The organism is Xanthomonas campestris pv. phormiicola (genome assembly GCA_025666215.1).
GTDB lineage: Bacteria > Pseudomonadota > Gammaproteobacteria > Xanthomonadales > Xanthomonadaceae > Xanthomonas_A > Xanthomonas_A campestris_A.
Genome location: CP102593.1, coordinates 4,923,045 through 4,942,591, shown reverse-complemented (window position 1 = coordinate 4,942,591; position 19,547 = coordinate 4,923,045). Strand labels below are relative to the sequence as shown.

Annotated in this window: 22 protein-coding genes; 13 read left to right on the top strand and 9 right to left on the bottom strand. The window is 69.6% G+C overall.

What is annotated here, in order from left to right; all coding sequences use genetic code 11:
• Window positions 1–60 precede the first annotated feature (60 nt).
• Entirely contained in the window at window positions 61–570 is a 510-nt protein-coding gene (locus NRY95_20935; protein ID UYC16116.1) for a hypothetical protein, read from the bottom strand.
• 248 nt (window positions 571–818) lie between these two features.
• Between NRY95_20935 and NRY95_20930 the strand changes: the two genes are divergently transcribed.
• From NRY95_20930 to NRY95_20920, 3 genes are all read left to right on the top strand, one after another.
• Complete coding sequence (locus NRY95_20930; GenBank protein UYC16115.1) at window positions 819–1,418, top strand: lectin; 600 nt, start codon at window positions 819–821, stop codon at window positions 1,416–1,418.
• Window positions 1,419–1,516: 98 nt separating this feature from the next.
• On the top strand, window positions 1,517–2,086 hold the full coding sequence (locus tag NRY95_20925; GenBank protein UYC16114.1) for a hypothetical protein: 570 nt from the start codon (window positions 1,517–1,519) through the stop codon (window positions 2,084–2,086).
• A 265-nt stretch (window positions 2,087–2,351) separates the two neighbouring features.
• On the top strand, window positions 2,352–3,302 hold the full coding sequence (locus NRY95_20920) for a calcium/sodium antiporter (protein UYC16113.1): 951 nt from the start codon (window positions 2,352–2,354) through the stop codon (window positions 3,300–3,302).
• A gap of 164 nt (window positions 3,303–3,466) precedes the next feature.
• On the opposite strand, the gene NRY95_20915 is transcribed toward NRY95_20920, so the two are convergent.
• Genes NRY95_20915 through NRY95_20890 form a run of 6 tightly spaced genes read right to left on the bottom strand, consistent with a single transcriptional unit; the run spans window position 3,467 to window position 9,370 of the window.
• Window positions 3,467–3,841 carry a Na+/H+ antiporter subunit G gene (locus NRY95_20915; GenBank protein ID UYC16112.1) on the bottom strand — a complete coding sequence of 125 codons (375 nt, stop codon included), beginning with the start codon at window positions 3,839–3,841 and terminating at the stop codon, window positions 3,467–3,469.
• Window positions 3,838–4,122: a K+/H+ antiporter subunit F gene (locus tag NRY95_20910; GenBank protein ID UYC16111.1), complete on the bottom strand. Its 285-nt coding sequence runs from the start codon at window positions 4,120–4,122 to the stop codon at window positions 3,838–3,840. The genes NRY95_20915 and NRY95_20910 overlap by 4 nt, the downstream gene beginning before the upstream one ends.
• Entirely contained in the window at window positions 4,119–4,619 is a 501-nt protein-coding gene (locus NRY95_20905; protein UYC16110.1) for a Na+/H+ antiporter subunit E, read from the bottom strand. Before NRY95_20905 ends, NRY95_20910 begins: the two co-directional genes overlap by 4 nt.
• Window position 4,620: 1 nt before the next feature.
• The gene (locus tag NRY95_20900) at window positions 4,621–6,183 is read right to left on the bottom strand and encodes a monovalent cation/H+ antiporter subunit D (protein UYC16109.1); all 1,563 of its coding nucleotides are present in this window, start codon (window positions 6,181–6,183) and stop codon (window positions 4,621–4,623) included.
• Window positions 6,180–6,539 carry a Na+/H+ antiporter subunit C gene (locus NRY95_20895; GenBank protein ID UYC16108.1) on the bottom strand — a complete coding sequence of 120 codons (360 nt, stop codon included), beginning with the start codon at window positions 6,537–6,539 and terminating at the stop codon, window positions 6,180–6,182. Before NRY95_20895 ends, NRY95_20900 begins: the two co-directional genes overlap by 4 nt.
• Window positions 6,539–9,370, bottom strand: a complete 2,832-nt coding sequence (locus tag NRY95_20890) for a monovalent cation/H+ antiporter subunit A (protein ID UYC16107.1) — start codon at window positions 9,368–9,370, stop codon at window positions 6,539–6,541. The genes NRY95_20895 and NRY95_20890 overlap by 1 nt, the downstream gene beginning before the upstream one ends.
• Window positions 9,371–9,612: 242 nt before the next feature.
• Between NRY95_20890 and NRY95_20885 the strand changes: the two genes are divergently transcribed.
• A complete protein-coding gene (locus NRY95_20885) occupies window positions 9,613–10,485 on the top strand; it encodes an NAD-dependent epimerase/dehydratase family protein (protein UYC16106.1) in 873 nt (290 codons plus the stop codon).
• Window positions 10,486–10,513: 28 nt separating this feature from the next.
• Here NRY95_20885 and NRY95_20880 read toward each other — a convergent pair whose 3' ends face one another.
• Window positions 10,514–10,996 (bottom strand): DUF962 domain-containing protein, encoded by a 483-nt coding sequence (locus tag NRY95_20880; protein ID UYC16105.1) that lies wholly within the window; start codon window positions 10,994–10,996, stop codon window positions 10,514–10,516.
• Between the two features lie 196 nt (window positions 10,997–11,192).
• On the opposite strand from NRY95_20880, the gene NRY95_20875 reads away from it, so the two are divergent.
• Genes NRY95_20875 through NRY95_20860 form a run of 4 tightly spaced genes read left to right on the top strand, consistent with a single transcriptional unit; the run spans window position 11,193 to window position 13,654 of the window.
• The gene (locus NRY95_20875; GenBank protein ID UYC16104.1) at window positions 11,193–11,771 is read left to right on the top strand and encodes a sigma-70 family RNA polymerase sigma factor; all 579 of its coding nucleotides are present in this window, start codon (window positions 11,193–11,195) and stop codon (window positions 11,769–11,771) included.
• Window positions 11,772–11,784: 13 nt separating this feature from the next.
• Window positions 11,785–12,093 (top strand): hypothetical protein, encoded by a 309-nt coding sequence (locus NRY95_20870; GenBank protein ID UYC16103.1) that lies wholly within the window; start codon window positions 11,785–11,787, stop codon window positions 12,091–12,093.
• Window positions 12,090–12,401, top strand: a complete 312-nt coding sequence (locus NRY95_20865; GenBank protein ID UYC16102.1) for a ferredoxin family protein — start codon at window positions 12,090–12,092, stop codon at window positions 12,399–12,401. The genes NRY95_20870 and NRY95_20865 overlap by 4 nt, the downstream gene beginning before the upstream one ends.
• Window positions 12,398–13,654 carry an MFS transporter gene (locus NRY95_20860; GenBank protein ID UYC16101.1) on the top strand — a complete coding sequence of 419 codons (1,257 nt, stop codon included), beginning with the start codon at window positions 12,398–12,400 and terminating at the stop codon, window positions 13,652–13,654. Before NRY95_20865 ends, NRY95_20860 begins: the two co-directional genes overlap by 4 nt.
• 154 nt (window positions 13,655–13,808) lie before the next feature.
• On the opposite strand, the gene NRY95_20855 is transcribed toward NRY95_20860, so the two are convergent.
• The gene (locus tag NRY95_20855; GenBank protein UYC16100.1) at window positions 13,809–14,735 is read right to left on the bottom strand and encodes a phosphoribosylaminoimidazolesuccinocarboxamide synthase; all 927 of its coding nucleotides are present in this window, start codon (window positions 14,733–14,735) and stop codon (window positions 13,809–13,811) included.
• A gap of 143 nt (window positions 14,736–14,878) precedes the next feature.
• Here NRY95_20855 and NRY95_20850 point away from each other — a divergent pair, with 143 nt between their 5' ends.
• The 5 genes from NRY95_20850 to trpE all read left to right on the top strand — a co-directional run bounded on the left by NRY95_20850 (window position 14,879) and on the right by trpE (window position 19,546).
• Complete coding sequence (locus NRY95_20850) at window positions 14,879–15,211, top strand: DnaJ domain-containing protein (protein ID UYC16099.1); 333 nt, start codon at window positions 14,879–14,881, stop codon at window positions 15,209–15,211.
• Window positions 15,212–15,221: 10 nt separating this feature from the next.
• On the top strand, window positions 15,222–15,890 hold the full coding sequence (rpe, locus tag NRY95_20845) for a ribulose-phosphate 3-epimerase (GenBank protein ID UYC16098.1): 669 nt from the start codon (window positions 15,222–15,224) through the stop codon (window positions 15,888–15,890).
• Window position 15,891: 1 nt separating this feature from the next.
• Window positions 15,892–16,374 (top strand): GNAT family N-acetyltransferase, encoded by a 483-nt coding sequence (locus tag NRY95_20840; GenBank protein UYC16097.1) that lies wholly within the window; start codon window positions 15,892–15,894, stop codon window positions 16,372–16,374.
• A gap of 315 nt (window positions 16,375–16,689) precedes the next feature.
• Window positions 16,690–17,628 carry a lipid kinase YegS gene (gene yegS / locus NRY95_20835; protein UYC16096.1) on the top strand — a complete coding sequence of 313 codons (939 nt, stop codon included), beginning with the start codon at window positions 16,690–16,692 and terminating at the stop codon, window positions 17,626–17,628.
• A gap of 442 nt (window positions 17,629–18,070) precedes the next feature.
• Window positions 18,071–19,546, top strand: coding sequence for an anthranilate synthase component I (gene trpE, locus NRY95_20830; GenBank protein ID UYC16095.1), 1,476 nt, complete (start codon window positions 18,071–18,073; stop codon window positions 19,544–19,546).
• The last annotated feature ends 1 nt before the right edge of the window (window position 19,547 follow it).

The window sequence follows — 19,547 nt, the reverse complement described above, 5'->3', positions numbered from 1 at the left end:
CGCTGCGGCGCGGGCCATCCGGTCCGCGTCGCGCGCGGGCCAGCACCTGCGGCGGCGCGCTCAGGCGGCTTCCAGCGACGCGTTTAGCGGCGCGTGCAGTGCTGCCGGCAGCACTTCCAGCACGCGCTCGCGGATGCGCTGCGCATAGCGCTCGGACGTCATCTCCGGCATCGCGCGCAGGACGTGCGCGATCGCCCGCAGCGTGGCCGCTTCCTCGCGCGCGTCGCGCAACTGCTGCTGCAGCGGGCGCGAGGCCGGGTGGCGCTGCAGCTGCAGCAGATCGAGCAGATACATGCGCGCGTTGAGCAGGGCGCGGCGCGGATCGGCTGGCGCACTGGCCGGCGCGGGCGGCGCTGCGCCCGGGACGGCGGGCGCACGGCCGTCGTCCAGATAGCCCTGCTGCAACAGCGTCTGCACGATCGCGGCGGCATTGCTGCCGCCCAGCGCGGCCAGTTCCTCGACGCTGCGCTGGCCGTCGGCCAGGATCAGGACACGGCGCTGGCGCATGTCCAGCGGCGCGGCATGGGATTGCAATGCCGCGAGGGCGAGGGCGGTCTTGCGCGGATGCATGGCAGCGGTACCGGAAGGGAGGAAGCTTGGCGATCGGCGGTGAAACACTGATGACAGGCGACGCAGGTCGGCTGTCGTAGGAGGCGCGTTCGTGCGGCGCGACGCGATGCGGTTCTGACGCAGCCACTGCCACTGCCACCACGAGCGATGGCGATGACATGACGGGTCTGCATCGCGATTCCGCATGCAGTCAGTGCATGCGCGCGGCGCGCGCGCTAGCCTATGCACTGCTCTTGCGAGGAACTGCGATGAAGCCGACCCTGCCTGCCGCTGCATTGCTGCTGCTCGCGCTGAGCGCCTGCGACAAGGCGCCGCCGGCGCTGGACCAACCCGATGCGGATGTGCCCCCGGCGCAGGCTCCCGCGGCGGCGATGCCGCCGGAGATGGCGCCGGCCGAGCGCCAGCTGGCCCGCGACGACGGCTATGGCGACCTGCGCCTGGGCATGAGCGCGGCGCAGGCGCGCGCGGCCTGGGGCGGCGCACTCGATGGGCAGCCCGGCGAGACGGGCGGCTGCTACGTCCTCAGGCCGCGCTGGGCCAAGGGCGGCACCGACTTCGGCCTGATGTTCGAAGCCGACAAGCTGGTCCGCTACGACGTGCGCACCGCCAAGGAAACCGCGCCGGGCGGCGGCAAGGTCGGCATGGACCTGGCGCAATTGCGCGCGCTGTACGCTGGACGCGTGGAAGAGCAGCCGCACAAGTACATCGAAGGCGGCAAGGTCCTGCGCATCGCTGGCAGCACTGCCCAGTCCGGCATCCTGGTGTTCGAAATCGACGCCGCGGGCAAGGCCACTTCCTGGCGCGTGGGCCTGCCGCCGCAGGTGGACTACGTGGAAGGCTGCGGCTAGCGCAGGCGTCAAGCCGGTTGTCGGCGCCCAGGCTAGGTAGGCACTGGGCATACCCGCTGGATGAAGATCAACGCGTGCAGGTCGCTGCAGGGAATGCCATGTACCTATTGGACATCAGTGAGAGCTACTCGGAAATTTTCTGGTTCAAATACGACCAGACGCTCTCGCCCGACCATCTGCTGTTCATCAGTGGCGAAACGCAATCGTCGGTTGCTGCCACCCCGACCTTCAGAAACAACAAGAAAGTAAGCAAGTCGCGCCTGCTGGCGTTCGATCTCCTTCAAAGCGACACGCTCGAATTCGTCAGCCAGGCAATGGCGGAGGTGTTGCGCCGATATCCGGACGACGTTCAATTGTTTCCTGCCGACGTCTACCTCAAAGAGGAACGGTTGCAGGGCTTCTACGTCTTCAATGTGATCCAGACGGTGCCTTGCATCGACCTCGAACACTCCCGGCATGCCCCCATGTTCGGCTTTATGCCTGATGGACCTCTGCGATTCACAACGCTTCAGAGCCTGCCGCCGGCGGCCTTGGCGGGTCACCACCTCGTCCGGGCCAGGGAAAGCCCGCAGCGCATTTTCGTTTCCCGGCAGCTGAAACAGCAATGCGAGGCTTCCGGGCTTGAAGGCTTGCGGTTTGTGGACTGCTCCAACGGTATTCGAGTGTGAGATAAGCGGGGTGAGTTGGTTGATGAAAGGGCCTTGTCGCTGTTTTTTGTTTCCTTCAGGAATTCGACCGCGATCTTGACCGGCTCGCCGGTTCGCGGGCTTTACAGGTGCAGCGGCGGCGGTTGCGATCCACGCCGCCGGCACCCGGTTCCCCCGAAGAAATCCGCCTGGCCAGGCAGCCGGCCCCCGCCCGGTCGCCACGATGACGGCCGCATCATCCGAGCTGCGCATAGAATCGCGCATCGTAATGGCGAGGGGATGGGCGATGGCGAGCGCGATCGGCTTGGTGCTGGTGGGACTGCTGCTGCTGGCCTTGGGCGGCGATTCGATCGTCAAGGCGGCTTCGGGCCTGGCGCAGCGCTGCGGCGCCTCGCCGTTCGTCGCCGGCCTGCTGCTGGTGGCATTCGGGACCTCGTTGCCGGAACTGGCGGTCAACGCGCGCGCCTACATGGTCGGCGCGCAGGACCTGGCGCTGGGCAATGCGGTCGGCAGCAACCTCGCCAACCTGGGCCTGACCCTGGCGCTGGCCGCGCTGGCGGCACCGCTGCTGGTGCGCACGCGGATGCTGGCGCCGTTGCTGCTGGTGCTTGCGGTGGCGACGCTGGCCCTGATCGGCTTCGGCTTGGACGGGGCGATCTCGCGCCTGGAAGGCGTGCTGCTGTTGCTGGGCTTCGTCGGCGTGGTGGTGTTCCTGCTGCGCCGCGCGCGCAGCGAGGACGCCGCACGCCAGCTCGGCCTGTCCGGCTATGCGGTGACCCGCACTGCGCTCGGCTTGAACCTGCTGCGCCTGCTGATCGCGAGCGTGCTGCTGTATTTCGGCGCCAAGCTCGTGGTCGATGCGGCGCCGCGGCTCGGTGCCGCCTGGGGCCTGTCGCCGCTGCTGGTCGGCCTGCTGCCGGTGGCGATCGGCACCGCGCTGCCGGAAGCCGCCGCCGCGATCGCCGCGGCGCGCCGCGGGCAGGGCGACATGGTGGTCGGGCATGTGCTCGGCTCCAGCCTGTTCAACCTGCTGGTGGTGATCGGCGGCATGGCCGCCTTGCGTCCGCTGCCGCTACCGGCCTCGTTCGTGCGCCTGGAACTGCCGGCGGCGGTGGCGCTGAGCGCGGTGCTGTATCCGATGCTGCGCGGCGACATGCGCATCAGCCGCGGCGAAGGCGCGGTGCTGCTGGTCGCGTTCCTGGCCTGGATCGGACTGGAAGTGGCGCTGGTGGGGTGACGCGGGACCCGGGACTCGGGACCCGGAAAAGCGGAGGCCAGCTCGCGGCCGGAGCCGTCGGTCCGATGACGTCACCTTGTGGGAGCGACTTCCGTCGCGACGGCGTTACCGGTATAGCTGTCGCGACGGAAGTCGCTCCCACACCATTGTGGTGACCGTCATTCTCAGCGCTCGTCCTGCGGCGTCTGCGGCGGCGGCAGGCCTTCCTGGTCGGCATGGTCGTTGCGGGGCACCTGCGGCCGCTGTTCCATCATCAGCGACAGCGCCGCCTTGGCCATCATGTGCGCGCTGATCGGCGCGGTGATGAACAGGAATGCGGTGATCAGCAATTCGCGCGGCTGCGGGTCCTGGCCCAGGAACAGGTGGTAGCCGACCGAGGCCAGCAGCACGCAGCCCACGCCCAGCGTGCTGGCCTTGGTCGGCGCGTGCAGGCGCTTGAAGAAGTCCGATAGCTTCACCAGCCCCAGCGCGCCGAGCAGGATGAAGCAGCAGCCGACGATCAGCAGCAGCGACAGCCCGACCTGCAGCAGCCCGATCATTCGACGATGTCCCGGCGCAGGACGAACTTGCTCAGCACCACGGTGCTGCCGAAGCCGAGCATGGCGATGACCAGCGCGGCCTCGAAGTACACCGGCGAATCCAGGTACATGCCGAACAGCATCAGCTCGGCGATCGCGGTCACCGACAGCGTGTCCAGCGCCAGGATGCGGTCGGGCACGGTCGGCCCGCGCAGCAGCCGCCACAGCGCCAGCAGCATCGCCAAGGCGACCACGTGCATGCACACGGCGATGGTGCCCTCGATGAACATGTGGCCGGTCATGGGAAGATCTCCATCAGGGGCGCTTCGTAGCGCGTCTTGATCTGCCGGATCACGGTCTCGGCGTCGTCCAGGTGCAGCACGTGCACCAGCAGGTACTTGCGGTCGTCCGACAGCGCCGCCGACACCGTGCCCGGGGTCAGGGTGATCATGCTGGTCAGCGCGGCGATGCCGTGGATGTTGGCGATGTCCAGCGGCACCCAGATGAAGCCGGGGTGGATCCGCGATTCCGGGCCCAGCACCTGCAACGCCACCACCACGTTGGAGCGCACGATGTCCCAGGCGACCACGCACAGCATCTTCGGCACCGAACGCAGCGAGCCGATGCGCGCGAACTCGCGGTCCAGGCGCGCGGCGAACAGCGGCACCGCCACGCCCAGCACCGCGCCCAGCAGCGCCTGGCCGAGGGTGAAGCTGTCGCTCATCAGCAGCCAGAACACGCTGACGGTGACGCTCAGTGGCCAGGACGGAAACAGGCGGCGCAACCAGGGACGGCGCATGTCAGGGCTCCCGTAGCGCTGGCGCGGTGGCGCGCAGCTGGGTGGCGTAATCGGCCGGGCGCAGCAGTTGCGCGGCGGCGGCTTCGGTGTAGCGCAGCATCGGTCCGGCGGCGACGGTCATCGCCACGCCGTAGCCGAGCAGCAGCAGCGTCGCGGCGCTTTCCAGCGGCCGCGCGCGGGCCTTGCGCGGCGCCGGCCGTGGCGCTTGGTCGGTGCCGTCGCCGTCGTCGTGCTGGTCGCCCGGCACGCGCCAGAACAGGCGCACGCCGGCGCGGGTCAGGCCCATGATCACCATCAGGCTGCTGAGCAGCACCGCGGTCCACACCGGCGCGACGTTGCTATCCGGCGTCGCGCTGAGGATCGCGACCTTGGCCAGGAATCCGGACAGCGGCGGCAGCCCCGCCACCGAGACCGCGGCGATCAGGAACAGCACGCCGGGCACGGTCTTGCCCGGCAGCGGCGCAATCACTTCCTTGCGGTCGCTGGCGTCGCCGCGGCGGCGGCGGATCAGGTCGGCGATCAGGAACAGCGCCGCGGCGACGAAGCTGCTGTGCGCCAGGTAGTACAGGCCGGCGCCGAGCGTGCCCGGCGCGTCCAGCGCGAAGGCGATGAACAGCGTCGCCGCCGACACGATCACCAGATAGCCGACCAGCACCCGCAGGCGCACCGCGGCCAGCACCCCGAGCGCGGCCAGCAGCAGCGTGCCGATGCCCAGCCACAGCAGCCAGTCGCGGCCGTAGCCGTCCAGTGCCTGCGCCTGGTTGCCCAGGATCAGCGTGCTGACCCGCAGCACCGCGTACAGCCCGACCTTGGTCATCACCACGAACAGCGCCGCCACCGGCGCCGGCGCGCGCGCATAGGTTTCCGGCAGCCACAGGTACAGCGGCAGCAGCGCGGCCTTGGCGCAGAACACCAGCAGCAACAGGCCGAAGGTGGCCTTGATCAGGCGCAGGTTCTCCGGCGGCGCCTGCGCGATGCGCTGCGACAGCTCGGCCATGTTCAACGAACCGAGCAGCGCGTACAGCAGGCCCAGCGCGATCAGGAACAGGGTGGAGGAGGTGACGTTGAACACCACGTAGTGGAAGCCCACGCGCAGGCGCAGGCCGCGTCCGCCGCTGAGCAGCAGGCCGTAGGAGGCGATCAGCATCACCTCGAAGAACACGAACAGGTTGAACACGTCGCCGGTCAGGAACGCGCCGTTGAGGCCGACCAGCTGGAACTGGAACAGCGCGTGGAAGTGCGGCGCGCGCCGGTCCCAGCCGGCGCAGGCATGCAGCAGGCAGGCCGCGGCGAGCAGGGTGGTGGTCAGCAGCATCCACGCCGACAGGCGGTCGGCCATCAGCGCGATGCCCAGCCGCGACGGCCAGTCGCCGAGCAGGTAGACCTGCACCTGGCCGTCGCCGGCGCGCGCGAACAGCGCGATCACCGCCACCGCTAGCGCCGCCATCGCGGTCCAGGCCACCGCGCGGCGCACGTGGCGCCCGTAGCGGCGGTGCTCGACGAACAGCGACAGCGCCGCGCCGAGCAGCGGGATCAGGATCGGCAGGATGAGCAGGTGGTTCATCGCGCGCTGTCGCCATCGGGATCGACGCGCGCATCGACGTGGTCGCTGCGGTTGTCGCCGCGGCTGCGCATCGCCAGCACGATGCTGACCGCGGTCATCGCGAAGGCGATCACGATCGCGGTCAGCACCAGCGCCTGCGGCAGCGGGTCGGTGTAGTCGGCCAGCGTGGGCGCCACGCCGTCGCGCAGCACCGGTGCCTTGCCCTGCAGCAAGCGCCCGCCGGCGAAGATCAGCAGGTTGGTGGCGTAGGACAGCACGGTCATGCCCAGGATCACGTCGAAGCTGCGCGCGCGCAGCAGCAGGTATACGCCGACCGCGGTCAGCACGCCGATCGCGCTCGCCAATGCCAGTTCCATCAGCGCATCTCCCCGGTGCGGGCCGAACGTTGCGCCGGATCGATCTCGCCGCGCTGCGACTCGCGCGTGCGCGAGGGTTTGATCGTGCCCATCATCGACAGGGTCAGCATGGTGCCGCCGAACACCACCAGGTACACGCCGGTATCGAAGCCCAGCGCGCTGGCCAGCGGGATGTCGCCGATCAGCGGCAAGGAGAGGTCGTAGTGGCCGCTGGTCAGGAACGGCACCCCGAACAGCATCGAGGCCATGCCGCTGAGCGCGGCCAGCAACAGGCCCAGGCCGATGCAGCGGATGTAGTCGAAGCCGAAGCGCGATTCAACGGAGGCCGCGCCCTGGATCACGTACTGGATCAGCAGCGGCACCGCCAGCACCAGGCCGGCGATGAAGCCGCCGCCGGGCGCGTTGTGGCCGCGCAGGAACAGGAAGATCGACACGGTGAGGGTCAGCGGGAACATCAGCTGCGCCAGGTCGGCCGGCACCGGCAGTTTGATCGGCGGGCCCGGCATCACCTTCTCCGGCGCCATCCGCGCACGCCGCAGCAGCGCATGCACCACCAGCGCGGCGATGCCGAACACGGTGATCTCGCCGAACGTATCGAAGCCGCGGAAATCGACCAGGATCACGTTGACCACGTTGCGCCCATAGGCCTCCGGCAGCGCGCGCTGCAACAGCTCGCCGGCCATCGTCGCCGCCGGCCGGGTCATCACCGAATAGGCCAGCAAGGCCATGCCGGTGCCGGCAGCGATCGCCAGCGCCGCATCGCGCAGCTTGCGCCAGCGCTGCGGCTCCACCGGCGACGCCTTGGGCAGGTAGTTCATCGCCAGCAGCATCAGCACCAGGGTGACCATCTCCACCAGCAGCTGGGTCAGCGCCAGGTCCGGCGCCGACAGGAACACGAACACCAGGCTCACGCCCAGGCCGCTGCCGCCGATCACCAGCACCGCCAGCAGGCGCTGCCGGTACAGAAACAGCGTGGCCAGCGCGCAGCTGACGATCAGCAGCCACAGCGCCCAGCCCAGCACCGGCATCGGCTGCGGCGCCGGCCATTGGCTCCACAAGGGCGGTGCGGCCACGAACGGCGCCGCGGCGACCACCACCGCGCTCAACAGCAGCCAGCGCAGGCTGCGCTGCAGGCTGCCGTTGGTCAGCAGCCGGGTGAAGCGCACGGCGATGCCGAACAAGGCATCCACCTGCCAGTGGAACACCCGCTTGCCCAGCGAGCGGCGCACTTCGGTGTACAGCACGGTCAGCCGGCGCAGGCCGAAGTACAGCGCCACGCCGCCGACCACGCCGGCGATGCTCATCGCCAGCGGCGCGTTCCAGCCGTGCCAGACCGCCAGGCTGTACTCGGGCAGCGCGTCGCCGAGGATCGCCCCGGCCGCGGTGCGCAGCACCGGCGCCACGGTCAGCGCCGGGAAGATGCCGACCGCCACGCACAGCAGTACCAGGATCTCCACCGGGATCTTCATCCAGCGCGGCGGTTCGTGCGGCATCGCCTCCAGTTGCCGCGGCCCGTGGCCGAAAAAGGTCTCATAGACGAAGCGCAGGCTGTAGGCGACGCCGAGCACGCCGGCCAGCAGCGCCGCGCCGGCGGTGAACACGCGCATCGCCACCGGGCCGTCGGCGTCCAGCGCCTGCGCGAAGAACATCTCCTTGGACAGGAACCCGTTGAGCAGCGGGATGCCGGCCATCGACAGCGAGGCGATGATCGCCAACGCGCTGGTGAACGGCATCCAGCGGCGCAGGTTGCCGAGCCGGCGCATGTCGCGGGTGTGGGTCTCGTGGTCGATGATGCCGGCGGCCATGAACAGCGAGGCCTTGAACACCGCATGGTTGAGGATGTGGAACACGCCGGCCACCACCGCCATCGGCGTGGACAGCCCGAACAGCATGGTGATCAGGCCCAGGTGCGAGATCGTGGAATACGCCAGCAACCCCTTCAGGTCGTGCTGGAAGATCGCGTACCAGGCGCCGACCAGCAGGGTGACCGCGCCGACGCCGCTGACCGTGTAGAAGAACAGATCGCTGCCGGCCAGCGCCGGATGCAGCCGCGCCAGCAGGAACACGCCGGCCTTGACCATCGTCGCCGAGTGCAGATACGCCGACACCGGGGTCGGTGCCGCCATCGCATGCGGCAGCCAGAAATGGAACGGGAACTGCGCGCTCTTGGTGAAGATGCCGAGCAGGATCAGCCCCAGCGCCCATGGATACAGCGCGCTGGCGCGGATCGCGTCGCCGGCGGCGAGCACCGCATCCAGCTGATAGCTGCCGACGATGCGCCCGATCAGCAGGATCCCGCCGAGCAGGGCCAGGCCGCCGCCGCCGGTGATCACCAGCGCCATGCGCGCGCCGTCGCGCGCATCCTGGCGGTGCGACCAGAACCCGATCAGCAGGAACGAGCTGATGCTGGTCAGTTCCCAGAACACCATCAGCAACAGCAGATTGCCGGCGATCACCATGCCCAGCATCGCGCCCATGAACAGCAGCAGATACCCGTAGAAGCGCGCCACGTTCTCGCGCGCGCCGAGGTAGTAATGCGCGTACATCACCACCAGCGCGCCGATCGCCAGCACCAGCCCGGCGAACATCCACGCCAAGCCGTCCAGGCGCAGCGAAAACTGCAGGCCGATCTGCGGCAGCCAGGCATGGTCGGCGCGCACGATGCCGCCGTCGAGCACGGTCGGGGTCAGCACGCCGAGCAGGATCAGCCCGGCCAGCGGCGCCGCCGCGGCGACCCAGGCCAGCGTGGCGCGCGAACGATGGCGCAGGGCGATGACGGCCGCCGCCATCAGGAACGGCAAGGCCAGCAGGATGTCCAGAACGGGGATCATGCAGGGAATACGAGATTCGCGAGCAGGAGCCCGAGTGTAACAGGCGCACCGCGGCGCTGGCCTGCGATGGTGGTCGGCGCATGCAAGGTCATTGCATCACCATAGCGCAGCGCGGGTGATGCGCTTGCGAGCGCGCCGCGGCCGCGGCCGCGGCATTGGGCGTAGCGACGCGCGCTCGCTATGCTTGTGCGATGACCGATGCGCCTGCTGCGACCGCTGCCGCCTCCACGACGCCGACTCCAATGGGAGCAGCGCGCGTGGCGCTGCTGTTCGGCGGCAGCGGCCAGATCGGCGAGCGCCTGCTGCACGGTCTGCTGGCGGCCGGCTGGCAGGTGCATGCGTTCTCGCGTACGCCGCAACCGCCGCGCGACGGCCTGCACTGGCATGCGGGCGAGTTGAGCCAGCTGCAGGCGCCACCGGTGCAGGCCGAGGCGATCTTCAGCTGCGGCCCGCTGGATGCGTTCGCCGACTGGTACCGGCGCACGCCGCTGCGCGCGCTGCGCGTGGTCGCGTTCGGCTCCACCAGCCTGGAGGTCAAGCGCGATTCGCTGGATGCGGCCGAGCGCGACGTCGCCCGGCGCCTGCGCGAGGCCGAGGCCGCCCTGTTCGCCGCCGCGGCCGAACGCGGCGCGGCGGTCACCGTGCTGCGCCCGACCCTGGTCTACGGCGCCGGCCGCGACCGCACGCTGAGCGCGATCGCGACGCTGGCGCGGCGCAGCGGCTGGTTCGTGCTGCCGCGCAGCGCCCGCGGCCTGCGCCAGCCGGTGCATGTGCAGGACCTGGCCGACGCGGCGCTGGCGGTGTTGGCGCATCCGGCCACGCACGGTCGCAGCTATGCGCTGGGCGGCGGCGAGGTGCTCAGTTACCGCGAGATGGTGCGGCGCGTGCTGGCCGCGCTGCAGCCGCCGGCGCGGCTGCTGTCGCTGCCGCATGCGCTGTTCGCGCTGGCCCTGGGCATCGCCCATGCCGGGGGGCGCCTGCGTGGCATGAACCGCGCCGCGTTGCAGCGCATGGGTGAGGATCTGGTCTTCGATCTGGCGCCGGCGCAGCGCGATTTCGGCTACGCGCCGCGCGCCTTCGCGCCGGATGCGGCGATGCTGGGCGTGCCGCGCTGAGGCGCGGGCAGCAGGCCCGGCGCCAGGTTCAGTAGCGCCAGTCCATGCGCCGATAGAGCTTGGCCAGCACCCAGGCCGGCCCGATCAGCAGGTACACCAGGTCGGTGAGGAAGCTGGGCTTGTGGCCTTCCAGCTTGTGCCCGACGAACTGCGCGATCCAGGCCACCACGAACACGCCGATGGCCAGCCACAGCAGGCCGTGCAGGCCCAGGCGCGCCTCCAGCAGCCGGCACAGGCAGCCGCAGAAAAAGAAGGTGGCCAGCATGCCGTAGCCCAGCGGCCGCGACAGCCGGTTGTAGAACATCCACGCCGCGAACATGCCCAGTGCCGCCCACAGCCCGCTCTGGAACCAGCTGCCGCGGACCGGGATGCACCACAGCAGCGCCACCACCGACCACAGGATCGCCGGCACCGCCAGCACATGGATGCGCTGGTTGGCGACATTGCGGTGATCGTCGGAATAGCTGGCGAAATAGCGGTCGATCGGGCGCGCGTAGGCGGTGGTATCCATCGTCCCTCCCAGGAGTCGGGCCAGGATAGCGCCATCCAGGCAGCGGCGCGGAGACAGCGTACCGCCACAAGCCGACGCACCTTTCGCAGCGGGCGCCGGCGCCTGCGGTCGGGTCCGTTTTGCGACGGCTGGCGGCACGCGCGAAAAAAACCGGCCGCGGCCACAATATCGGCCGCGCTGTCACGTCTGCAACACCATGAGTCCAACGAACCCAGCGCCCGAGACCGACCGCGCCATCGCCGCGACGGTCCTGCGCGAGCGCTCCAGGCTCGGCAACTTCATCCGCCGCCGCGTGCTCGACCGCGCCGAGGCCGAGGACATTCTGCAGGACGTGTTGTCCGAGTTCGTGCAGGCCTACCGGCTCCCCGCGCCGATCGAGCAGGCCAGCGCCTGGCTGTTCCAGGTCGCGCGCAACCGCATCATCGACCGCTTCCGCAAACGCAATGCGCAGCCGCTGGACGCGTACCGCGACGCCGCCGGCGAGGATGCCGACGACGACACGTTGCGCCTGGATCTGGCGCTGCCGGCGCCCGGCGGCGGACCGGAGGCGGCGTACGCACGCGCGCGCCTGCTGTTGGCCTTGCAGCAGGCGCTCGACGAGCTGCCGCAGAGCCAGAGCGAGGTGTTCGTGGCCCACGAATTCGAAGGCCGCAGTTTCAAGCAGATGGCCGCCGACAGCGGCATCGCGATCAACACCTTGCTGGCGCGCAAGCGCTACGCCGTGCTGTACCTGCGCGCGCGCCTGCAAACGGCTTACGACGAACTGGAATCCTGAAGGAGTGAACGAGATGGCATTCAAAGCGAGATATCTGGGCAAGGCGGCGTTCGTGCTGGCGGCGGTCGCCGTCCTCGGCGCGGTGGTCATGCAGTTGTGGAATGCGGTGCTGCCGGTGGCGTTGAGCGGTGCCCACCCGATCGACTACCCGCATGCGGTGGAATTGCTGGTGCTCAGCCGCATCCTGTTCGGCGGATTCCGCGGCCACGGCGGCTGGCGCAGGCACCGCCACTGGGAGAAATGGCAGGCGATGACCGCGGAAGAGCGCGAGCAGTTCCGCCACGGCATGCAGCGTCGCCGGCACCAGGGCGAACGCCAATGACGCCTCTTGATAGTGCGCTGACCGTCTGCAAGCAGCCGCCCGGGACGGTGGCGCCGATCGTCGAACTGGTGCGCTGCGAGGGCAAGGGCGATTGCGTGGAGGTGTGCCCGGAGCAGGTATTCGAACTGCGGCGCATCGATGCGGCCGACTATGCGGAGCTTGGATGGCGGCACCGGCTCAAGCTGCGCGTGCATGGCATGCGCGTGGCGTATACGCCCAAGGCCGACGCCTGCCTCGGCTGCGGCCTGTGCGTCGCTGCGTGCCCGGAACATGCCATCAGCCTGCGCCGCCGGATGCCGCCGCCATGAGCGCCGAAGCCGCCGTCGTCCCATCCGGCTTCACCGCCTACCAGAAAGTGGTGGCGGGCATGCTGGCGTTCCTGCAGTTCGCGGTCATCCTCGATTTCATGCTGATGTCGCCGCTGGGTGCCAGCATCATGCCCGCGCTGCGCATCGGCCCGACCCAATTCGGCCTGGTCGTGTCCGCGTACGCGTTCAGCGCCGCGGCGTCGGGCTTGCTGACGGCAGGCTTTGCCGACAGGTTCGATCGCAAGAAGATCCTGCTGTTCTTCTACACCGGTTTCGTGGTCGGCACCGCGTGGTGCGGCTTGGCGCAAAGCTTCCACAGCCTGTTGCTGGCGCGCATCGTCACCGGGCTGTTCGGGGGCGTGATCGGCTCGGTGGTGCTGGCCATCGCCACCGACCTGTTCCGCGCGCAGCTGCGTGGCCGGGTGATGGGATTGATCCAGACCGCCTTCGCCGCCAGCCAGGTGCTGGGGATTCCGATCGGCCTGTCCCTGTCCAACCGCTGGGACTGGCATGCGCCATTCCTGGCGATGGCCGCGCTCGGCCTGGCCGCCGGCCTGGTCGTGGCGTGGCGGCTGCAACCGGTCGCCGCGCATCTGCAGGCGCCGCGCGAACATGGCGCGTGGCGACATCTGCTGCGCACCCTCGCCGTGCCGCGCCACCAACTGGCGTTCGCGACGACCGCGCTGCTGAGCACCGGCGGCTTCATGCTGATGCCGTTCGGCAGCGCGTACATCGTCGGCAATCTCGGCATCGACCTGCACAGCCTGCCCACCATCTATCTGATCACCGGGGTCTGCGCCATCGTGTTCGGCCCGTTGATCGGCAGGGCGACCGACCGCTTCGGCACCTTGCGCGTGTTCAGCTTCGGCACGGTGCTCAGCATCCTCATGGTGCTGATCTACACCCATCTTGGCCGGGTCTCGCTGCCGATGCTGATCGGGGTCAACGTGCTGCTGTTCGCCGCGATCTTCTCGCGCATGATCCCGTACCAGGCATTGGCCGCCTCGGTGCCGGCGCTGAAGCAGCGCGGCGCGTTCAACGCGATCGGCGCCTCCGTGCAGCAGCTGTCCGGCGGCCTGGCGTCGCTGATCGCCGGGCACATCGTCGCGCTGGGCGCCGACGGCAAGCTGCAGCATTTCGATACGGTCGGCTACGTGGTGGTCGCCGTGTCGCTGGTGGCCTGGGGGCTGCTCTTCGCCCTGCAGCGCGATGGCGACGGCGTCCCGGAAGTGCGCGATCCGGCGGCAGGGTAAGCGATCGCCGCTGCTGCGCAGCGGCGGAATGTGTGCCGTGGTTGTCGCCCTCGCTGGCGGCGAAGTGCACGCCGCGCTTGTCCAGGCGCGTCGCTGCACGCGATGCGCGGCAGGACCTGGCGCGCACGCCAGTTCCCATCGCGGCAGGGATCGGTCAGTCGATCGAAATCCCCGCCAGCCGCTGCAGCGCCTCGGCGTACTTGGCGCGGGTGCGGTCGATCACGTCCTGCGGCAGGCGCGGGCCGGGCGCGGTCTTGCCCCAGTCCAGCGTCTCCAGATAGTCGCGCACGAACTGCTTGTCGTAGCTGGGCGGGCTGGTGCCCACTTCGTATTGGTCGGCCGGCCAGTAGCGCGAGGAATCCGGGGTCAGCATCTCGTCCATGATGTACAGGCGGCCGTCGGCGTCGGTGCCGAACTCGAACTTGGTGTCGGCCAGCAGGATGCCGCGCTCGGCGGCGAAGTCGGCGGCGAAGCGGTAGATGCGCAGGGTGGCGTCGCGCACGCGCTCGGCCAGCTCGGCGCCGACGGTCTTGACCATCGCGTCGAAGTCGATGTTCTCGTCGTGGTCGCCGACCGCGGCCTTGGTCGAGGGGGTGAAGATCGGTTCGGCCAGCTTCTCGGCCTGGCGCAGGCCGTCGGGCAGCTCGATGCCGCTGACCTTGCCGGTGCGCTGGTAGTCCTTCCAGCCGCTGCCGATCAGGTAGCCGCGGGCGATCGCTTCCACCGGCACCGGCTTGAGCTTCTTGGTCACCACCGCGCGCCGGGCGTACAGCGCCGCGTCCACGCCGGCGGGCAGCACCGCGGCCACGTCGATGCCGGTCAGGTGGTTGGGCATCAGGTGCTCGGTCTTCTTGAACCAGAAGTTGGAGACCTGGCACAGCATCTCGCCCTTGCCGGGAATCGGGTCGGGCAGCACCACGTCGAAGGCGGACAGGCGGTCGGTGGCGACCATCAGCAGGTAGTCCCCGGGCGGGGCGTCGGCAGGCAGGCGCTCGCGGGGGATATCGAATACGTCGCGGACCTTGCCCCGGTGACGCAACGGCAGGCCGGGCAGATCGGATTGCAACAGCGTGGTGGACACAGGCACTCCTACGGACTTCGCAATGGCGGCTGTCCCGGGACCCGGCGGGCCCGCGGCTCGACAGCGGGCCGCGTAGTGTACGGCCGGAAAGCCCCGCTGTGCCGTAAAATGCGAGGCCTTGTCCGCCGAGCCCGCCCTCGCCCATGCACTGGTACGGAAAACTGCTCGGCGCCATCGCCGGGGCGCTGCTGTTCCGGCCCAATCCGGTGTTCGGCGCGGTGCTCGGGCTGCTGGTCGGGCACGCCTTCGATGCTGACTGGTTCAAGCTCGGCCAGCGCGAGGACCCCTACCGCGAGCTGGGCGTGCGCCGCGACGCCACCGACGCCGAGATCGAACTGGCCTACCGCCGGCTGATCTCCCAGTACCACCCCGACAAGGTCGCCGGCGCCAGTCCGGAACTGCGCGCGCGGGCCGAGAAGAAGGCCAGCCAGCTCAACACCGCCTACGACCGTATCCGCACCCTGCGCAAGCGCTGAGACCTTCGCCATGTCCGACTGCATCATCTCCCCGTCCATCCTGTCCGCCGATTTCGCCCGCCTCGGCGAGGAAGTGGATGCCGTGCTCAAGGCCGGCGCCGACTGGATCCATTTCGACGTGATGGACAACCATTACGTGCCCAACCTGACCATCGGCCCGATGGTGTGCCAGGCGCTGCGCAAGCACGGCGTCACCGCGCCGATCGACGTGCACCTGATGGTCGAGCCGGTGGACCGGCTGATCCCGGATTTCGCCGACGCCGGGGCCAGCCTGATCAGCTTCCATCCCGAGGCCAGCCGCCACGTGCACCGCAGCATCCAGCTGATCAAGTCGCACGGCTGCAAGGCCGGCCTGGTGCTCAATCCGGCCACGCCGGTGGACATCCTCGATTGGGTGCTCGACGACCTGGACCTGGTGCTGGTGATGTCGGTCAACCCGGGCTTCGGCGGGCAGGCCTTCATCCCCTCGGCGCTGGACAAGCTGCGCGCGATCCGCAGCAAGATCGACGCCAGCGGCAAGCCGATCCGGCTGGAGATCGACGGCGGGGTCAAGCCGGACAACATCGCCGCGATCGCCGCCGCCGGCGCCGATACCTTCGTCGCCGGTTCGGCCATCTTCAATGCGCCGGACTATGCCGCGGTGATCGCGCAGATGCGCGCCGCGGTGGCGGCGCGCTGACATGGCCGCACTGCACATCCGCCCGGCCACCGCCGACGATGCGGCGCTGATCCTGCGCCTGATCCGCGACCTGGCCCGCTACGAGCGTGCCGAGGACGCGGTGCAGACCGACGAGGCCGGCCTGCGCGCCAGCCTGTTCGGCCCCGGCGCCACCGCGCACGCGCTGATCTGCGAAGCCGACGCGCAGCCGATCGGCTATGCGGTGTACTTCTACAACTATTCGACCTGGCTCGGCCGCAACGGCCTGTACCTGGAAGACCTGTACGTGGACCCGGAACACCGCGGCAGCGGCGCCGGCAAGGCCTTGCTGCGGCACCTGGCCCGGCAGGCGCTGGCCGAGGGCTGCGGCCGCTTCGAATGGTCGGTGCTGGACTGGAACCAGCCGGCGATCGACTTCTACGAAGCCGCCGGCGCGCGGGCGCAGGACGAGTGGACCGTGTATCGCCTGCAGGGCGAAGCCCTGGCCAGGTTCGCGGCCGGCTGAGCGGCGCGCACAAAGAAAGAACCGCACTGTCGCCAGTGCGGCCCCTGGGAGAAATCGGAGGCTGATCCTGCCTCCATCCATCGTCCTTGCTATGGTCTTCCATGTTCCGGGCGATCGGTGACGCGGATATGACACCGCGGCGAACATCGGGTTGCGTGCCGGGGCTCCACCAAAGGCGGATGCGTGCGCGCTGGTGCCGAGTGCGGCGCGCCTTGCCGCGTGCCGGGCGCAGTGCTCGCGGCACCGGCGCTGCGCATTCACGATGTCCGCATCCGCCGCCGGCTAGGCTGCAGGCCTGAGCTCGGGAAGGTCCGCATGGCAGCACCGCATTGGCGTCTGATCCTCAACGGCAAGTCGGCGGGCGATGAGCCGCTGCGCGAGGCCGTGTCCGCGCTGCGCGAACGCGGCATCCAATTGCAGGTGAGGGTGACCTGGGAAGAGGGCGACGCCGAACGCTACGTGGCCGAGGCCGTGGCCGACGGCGCCGACTGCATCGTCGCCGCCGGCGGCGACGGCACCTTGAGCGAGGTGGCCAGTGCGCTGGCCCACCACCACGCCGCCGCCGCGGCGCTGCCCGCGCTGGGCCTGGTGCCGCTGGGCACCGCCAACGATTTCGCCACCGCTGCCGGCATTCCCGACACCCCGCTGGCGGCACTGGAACTGGTCGCGCAGGCGCCGGCCGTGGCCATCGACCTGCTGCGCATCGAGGCCGAGCACGGGCCGCACTGGTGCGCCAACGTCGCCAGCGGCGGCTTCGGCACCCAGGTCACGGTGGACACCGACGAGGGCCTGAAGAAGATGCTAGGCGGCCTGGCCTACCTGATCACCGGGATGGGCAGGCTGGGCCAGATCGATCCGATCCAGGCGCGGTTCGAGGGGCCGGAGTTCGCCTGGGAAGGCGAGTTCATCGCGCTCGGCCTGGGCAACGGACGCCAGGCCGGCGGCGGCCAGGCGCTGTGCCCGGACGCGCTGCTCGACGATGGCCTGCTCGACCTGACCATCGTCCCGGAGATGAGCGGCGAAGTCGCCGCGACCCTGGGCACCCTGGTCACCTCCGGCAAGCAGGCCGCGCTGGAGCGGGTCGCGGTACGCGCGCAGTTGCCCTGGGTGCGCATCGACGCGGCCATGCCGCTGACCTTGAACCTGGACGGCGAACCAGAAACCTCGCGCCACTTCCGCATCGATTGCGTTGCCGGCCGCCTGCGCATGCACCTGCCTGCGGATTCGGCGTTGCTGCGCGGCCGGGCGGGATAGCGGCGCGCCGGTCGCCGGCCTGGATGAGCTGCCGCGTCGCGACTGAAGTCGCTCCCACAAGGACTCGCGACCGGCGTTCTGGCGCACTGTGGGAGGGACTTCAGTCCCGACTGCATCCAGCCCAGGCAGTGCATTCGCTTCCAGGCTGCAGTCGCTCCCGCAATGGGACTTGCGGCGCGGCGGCTGGGTGCACTGTGGGAGGGACTTCAGTCCCGACTGCATCCAGCCCAGGCCGTGCTTTCGCTTCCAGGCTGCAACAGCCCATGCAGCGCAGCGCAGATGGTCCCTTCTGCAACCGTTGCCAGTCGCCGCAGTTGCGGTAAAGTAGCCGCCGTGTCCAGCCTGACGACCCCGCGTTCCCTCACTTCCGCTCGCCGTGCGTGGCGATGGTGGCCTGCAGCCGTCGTCCGCCCCGCCACCGAGTCCCGGAAGGAAAGTCGTCTTGATCACCCGCGAGCTGTTCCAGCGCTACGCCGCTGAAGGTCACACCCGCATCCCCGTCGTCCGCGAAGTGCTGTCCGACCTGGACACGCCGCTGTCGGTCTATCTCAAGCTCGCCGACGCCCCGCATACCTACCTGTTCGAATCGGTCGAAGGCGGCGAACGCTTCGGCCGCTACTCGATCATCGGCCTGCCGGTGCGCCGCGTGTACACGTTCCGCGGGCATACGCTGGAAGTACGCGATCACGGCGAGCTGATCGAGCGCCGCGAGGTCGCCGATCCGTTCGCCGAGGTCGAGGCGCTGCGCTCGGCGCATTCGGTGCCCAGGCTCGACGGCGTGCCCGGCTTCACCGGCGGCCTGGTCGGCTGGTTCGGCTTCGAATGCATCGGCTACATCGAGCCGCGCCTGGCCAGCGGCGACAAGCGCAACGAGCTCGACACGCCCGACATCCTGCTGATGCTGTCCGAAGAGGTCGCGGTGTTCGACAACCTCAAGGGCCGCCTGTACCTGATCGTGCACGCCGATCCGCGCGAGGCCGACGCCTGGGAACGGGCGCAGGCGCGGCTGGACGCGCTGACCGCCACGCTGCGCCAGCCCGGCGCCGGCTACCCGGTGCCGCTGGCGCGCGACGTGCTCGACGAAAGCGACTTCGTGTCCGGCTTCACCCGCGAAGGCTTCATCGCCGCGGTGGAAAAATCCAAGGAATACATCCGCGCCGGCGACATCTTCCAGGTGGTGCTGAGCCAGCGCCTGAGCGTGCCGTTCAGCGCGCGCCCGGTGGACGTGTACCGCGCGCTGCGCGCGTTGAATCCGTCGCCGTACATGTATTTCCTCGACGTCGGCGACACCCAGGTGGTCGGCTCCTCGCCGGAGATCCTGGTGCGGCTGGAAGCCGGCCAGGTCACCGTGCGCCCGATCGCCGGCACCCGTCCGCGCGGCAAGACCGTGGAAGAGGACCTGGCGCTGGAAGCGGAGCTGCTGGCCGATCCGAAGGAGCGCGCCGAGCACCTGATGCTGATCGACCTGGGCCGCAACGACGCCGGCCGCGTGTCGCAGGCCGGCACCGTCGCGGTCGGCGAACGCTTCGTGATCGAGCGCTACAGCCACGTCATGCACATCGTCAGCGAAGTCACCGGCACGCTGCTGCCCGGGCTCAGCTATGCCGACGTGCTGCGCGCCACGTTCCCGGCCGGCACCGTCAGCGGCGCGCCGAAGATCCGCGCGCTGGAAGTGATCCGCGAACTGGAGCCGATCAAGCGCAACGTCTATGCCGGCAGCATCGGGTATCTGGGCTGGCACGGCGATGCCGATACCGCCATCGCGATCCGCACCGCGGTGATCAAGCACGGCCGCCTGCACGTGCAGGCCGGCGCCGGCATCGTCTACGACTCCGATCCGCAGAAGGAATGGGACGAGACCATGAACAAGGGCCGCGCGCTGTTCCGCGCGGTGGCCGAGGCGGCGAAGGGGCTGTGAG

What these genes read in the sequence shown, in the direction of transcription:
- NRY95_20925 (UYC16114.1), top strand. Translation starts at nt 1,517, where the DNA reads ATGTACCTATTGGACATCAGTGAGAGCTACTCGGAAATTTTCTGGTTC.
- NRY95_20935 (UYC16116.1), bottom strand. Translation starts at nt 570, where the DNA reads ATGCATCCGCGCAAGACCGCCCTCGCCCTCGCGGCATTGCAATCCCAT.
- NRY95_20875 (UYC16104.1), top strand. Translation starts at nt 11,193, where the DNA reads ATGAGTCCAACGAACCCAGCGCCCGAGACCGACCGCGCCATCGCCGCG.
- rpe (UYC16098.1), top strand. Translation starts at nt 15,222, where the DNA reads ATGTCCGACTGCATCATCTCCCCGTCCATCCTGTCCGCCGATTTCGCC.
- NRY95_20900 (UYC16109.1), bottom strand. Translation starts at nt 6,183, where the DNA reads ATGAACCACCTGCTCATCCTGCCGATCCTGATCCCGCTGCTCGGCGCG.
- yegS (UYC16096.1), top strand. Translation starts at nt 16,690, where the DNA reads ATGGCAGCACCGCATTGGCGTCTGATCCTCAACGGCAAGTCGGCGGGC.
- NRY95_20880 (UYC16105.1), bottom strand. Translation starts at nt 10,996, where the DNA reads ATGGATACCACCGCCTACGCGCGCCCGATCGACCGCTATTTCGCCAGC.
- NRY95_20885 (UYC16106.1), top strand. Translation starts at nt 9,613, where the DNA reads ATGGGAGCAGCGCGCGTGGCGCTGCTGTTCGGCGGCAGCGGCCAGATC.
- NRY95_20850 (UYC16099.1), top strand. Translation starts at nt 14,879, where the DNA reads ATGCACTGGTACGGAAAACTGCTCGGCGCCATCGCCGGGGCGCTGCTG.
- NRY95_20870 (UYC16103.1), top strand. Translation starts at nt 11,785, where the DNA reads ATGGCATTCAAAGCGAGATATCTGGGCAAGGCGGCGTTCGTGCTGGCG.
- NRY95_20915 (UYC16112.1), bottom strand. Translation starts at nt 3,841, where the DNA reads ATGATCGGGCTGCTGCAGGTCGGGCTGTCGCTGCTGCTGATCGTCGGC.
- NRY95_20930 (UYC16115.1), top strand. Translation starts at nt 819, where the DNA reads ATGAAGCCGACCCTGCCTGCCGCTGCATTGCTGCTGCTCGCGCTGAGC.
- NRY95_20890 (UYC16107.1), bottom strand. Translation starts at nt 9,370, where the DNA reads ATGATCCCCGTTCTGGACATCCTGCTGGCCTTGCCGTTCCTGATGGCG.
- NRY95_20920 (UYC16113.1), top strand. Translation starts at nt 2,352, where the DNA reads ATGGCGAGCGCGATCGGCTTGGTGCTGGTGGGACTGCTGCTGCTGGCC.
- NRY95_20895 (UYC16108.1), bottom strand. Translation starts at nt 6,539, where the DNA reads ATGGAACTGGCATTGGCGAGCGCGATCGGCGTGCTGACCGCGGTCGGC.
- NRY95_20910 (UYC16111.1), bottom strand. Translation starts at nt 4,122, where the DNA reads ATGACCGGCCACATGTTCATCGAGGGCACCATCGCCGTGTGCATGCAC.
- NRY95_20905 (UYC16110.1), bottom strand. Translation starts at nt 4,619, where the DNA reads ATGCGCCGTCCCTGGTTGCGCCGCCTGTTTCCGTCCTGGCCACTGAGC.
- NRY95_20865 (UYC16102.1), top strand. Translation starts at nt 12,090, where the DNA reads ATGACGCCTCTTGATAGTGCGCTGACCGTCTGCAAGCAGCCGCCCGGG.
- NRY95_20840 (UYC16097.1), top strand. Translation starts at nt 15,892, where the DNA reads ATGGCCGCACTGCACATCCGCCCGGCCACCGCCGACGATGCGGCGCTG.
- NRY95_20860 (UYC16101.1), top strand. Translation starts at nt 12,398, where the DNA reads ATGAGCGCCGAAGCCGCCGTCGTCCCATCCGGCTTCACCGCCTACCAG.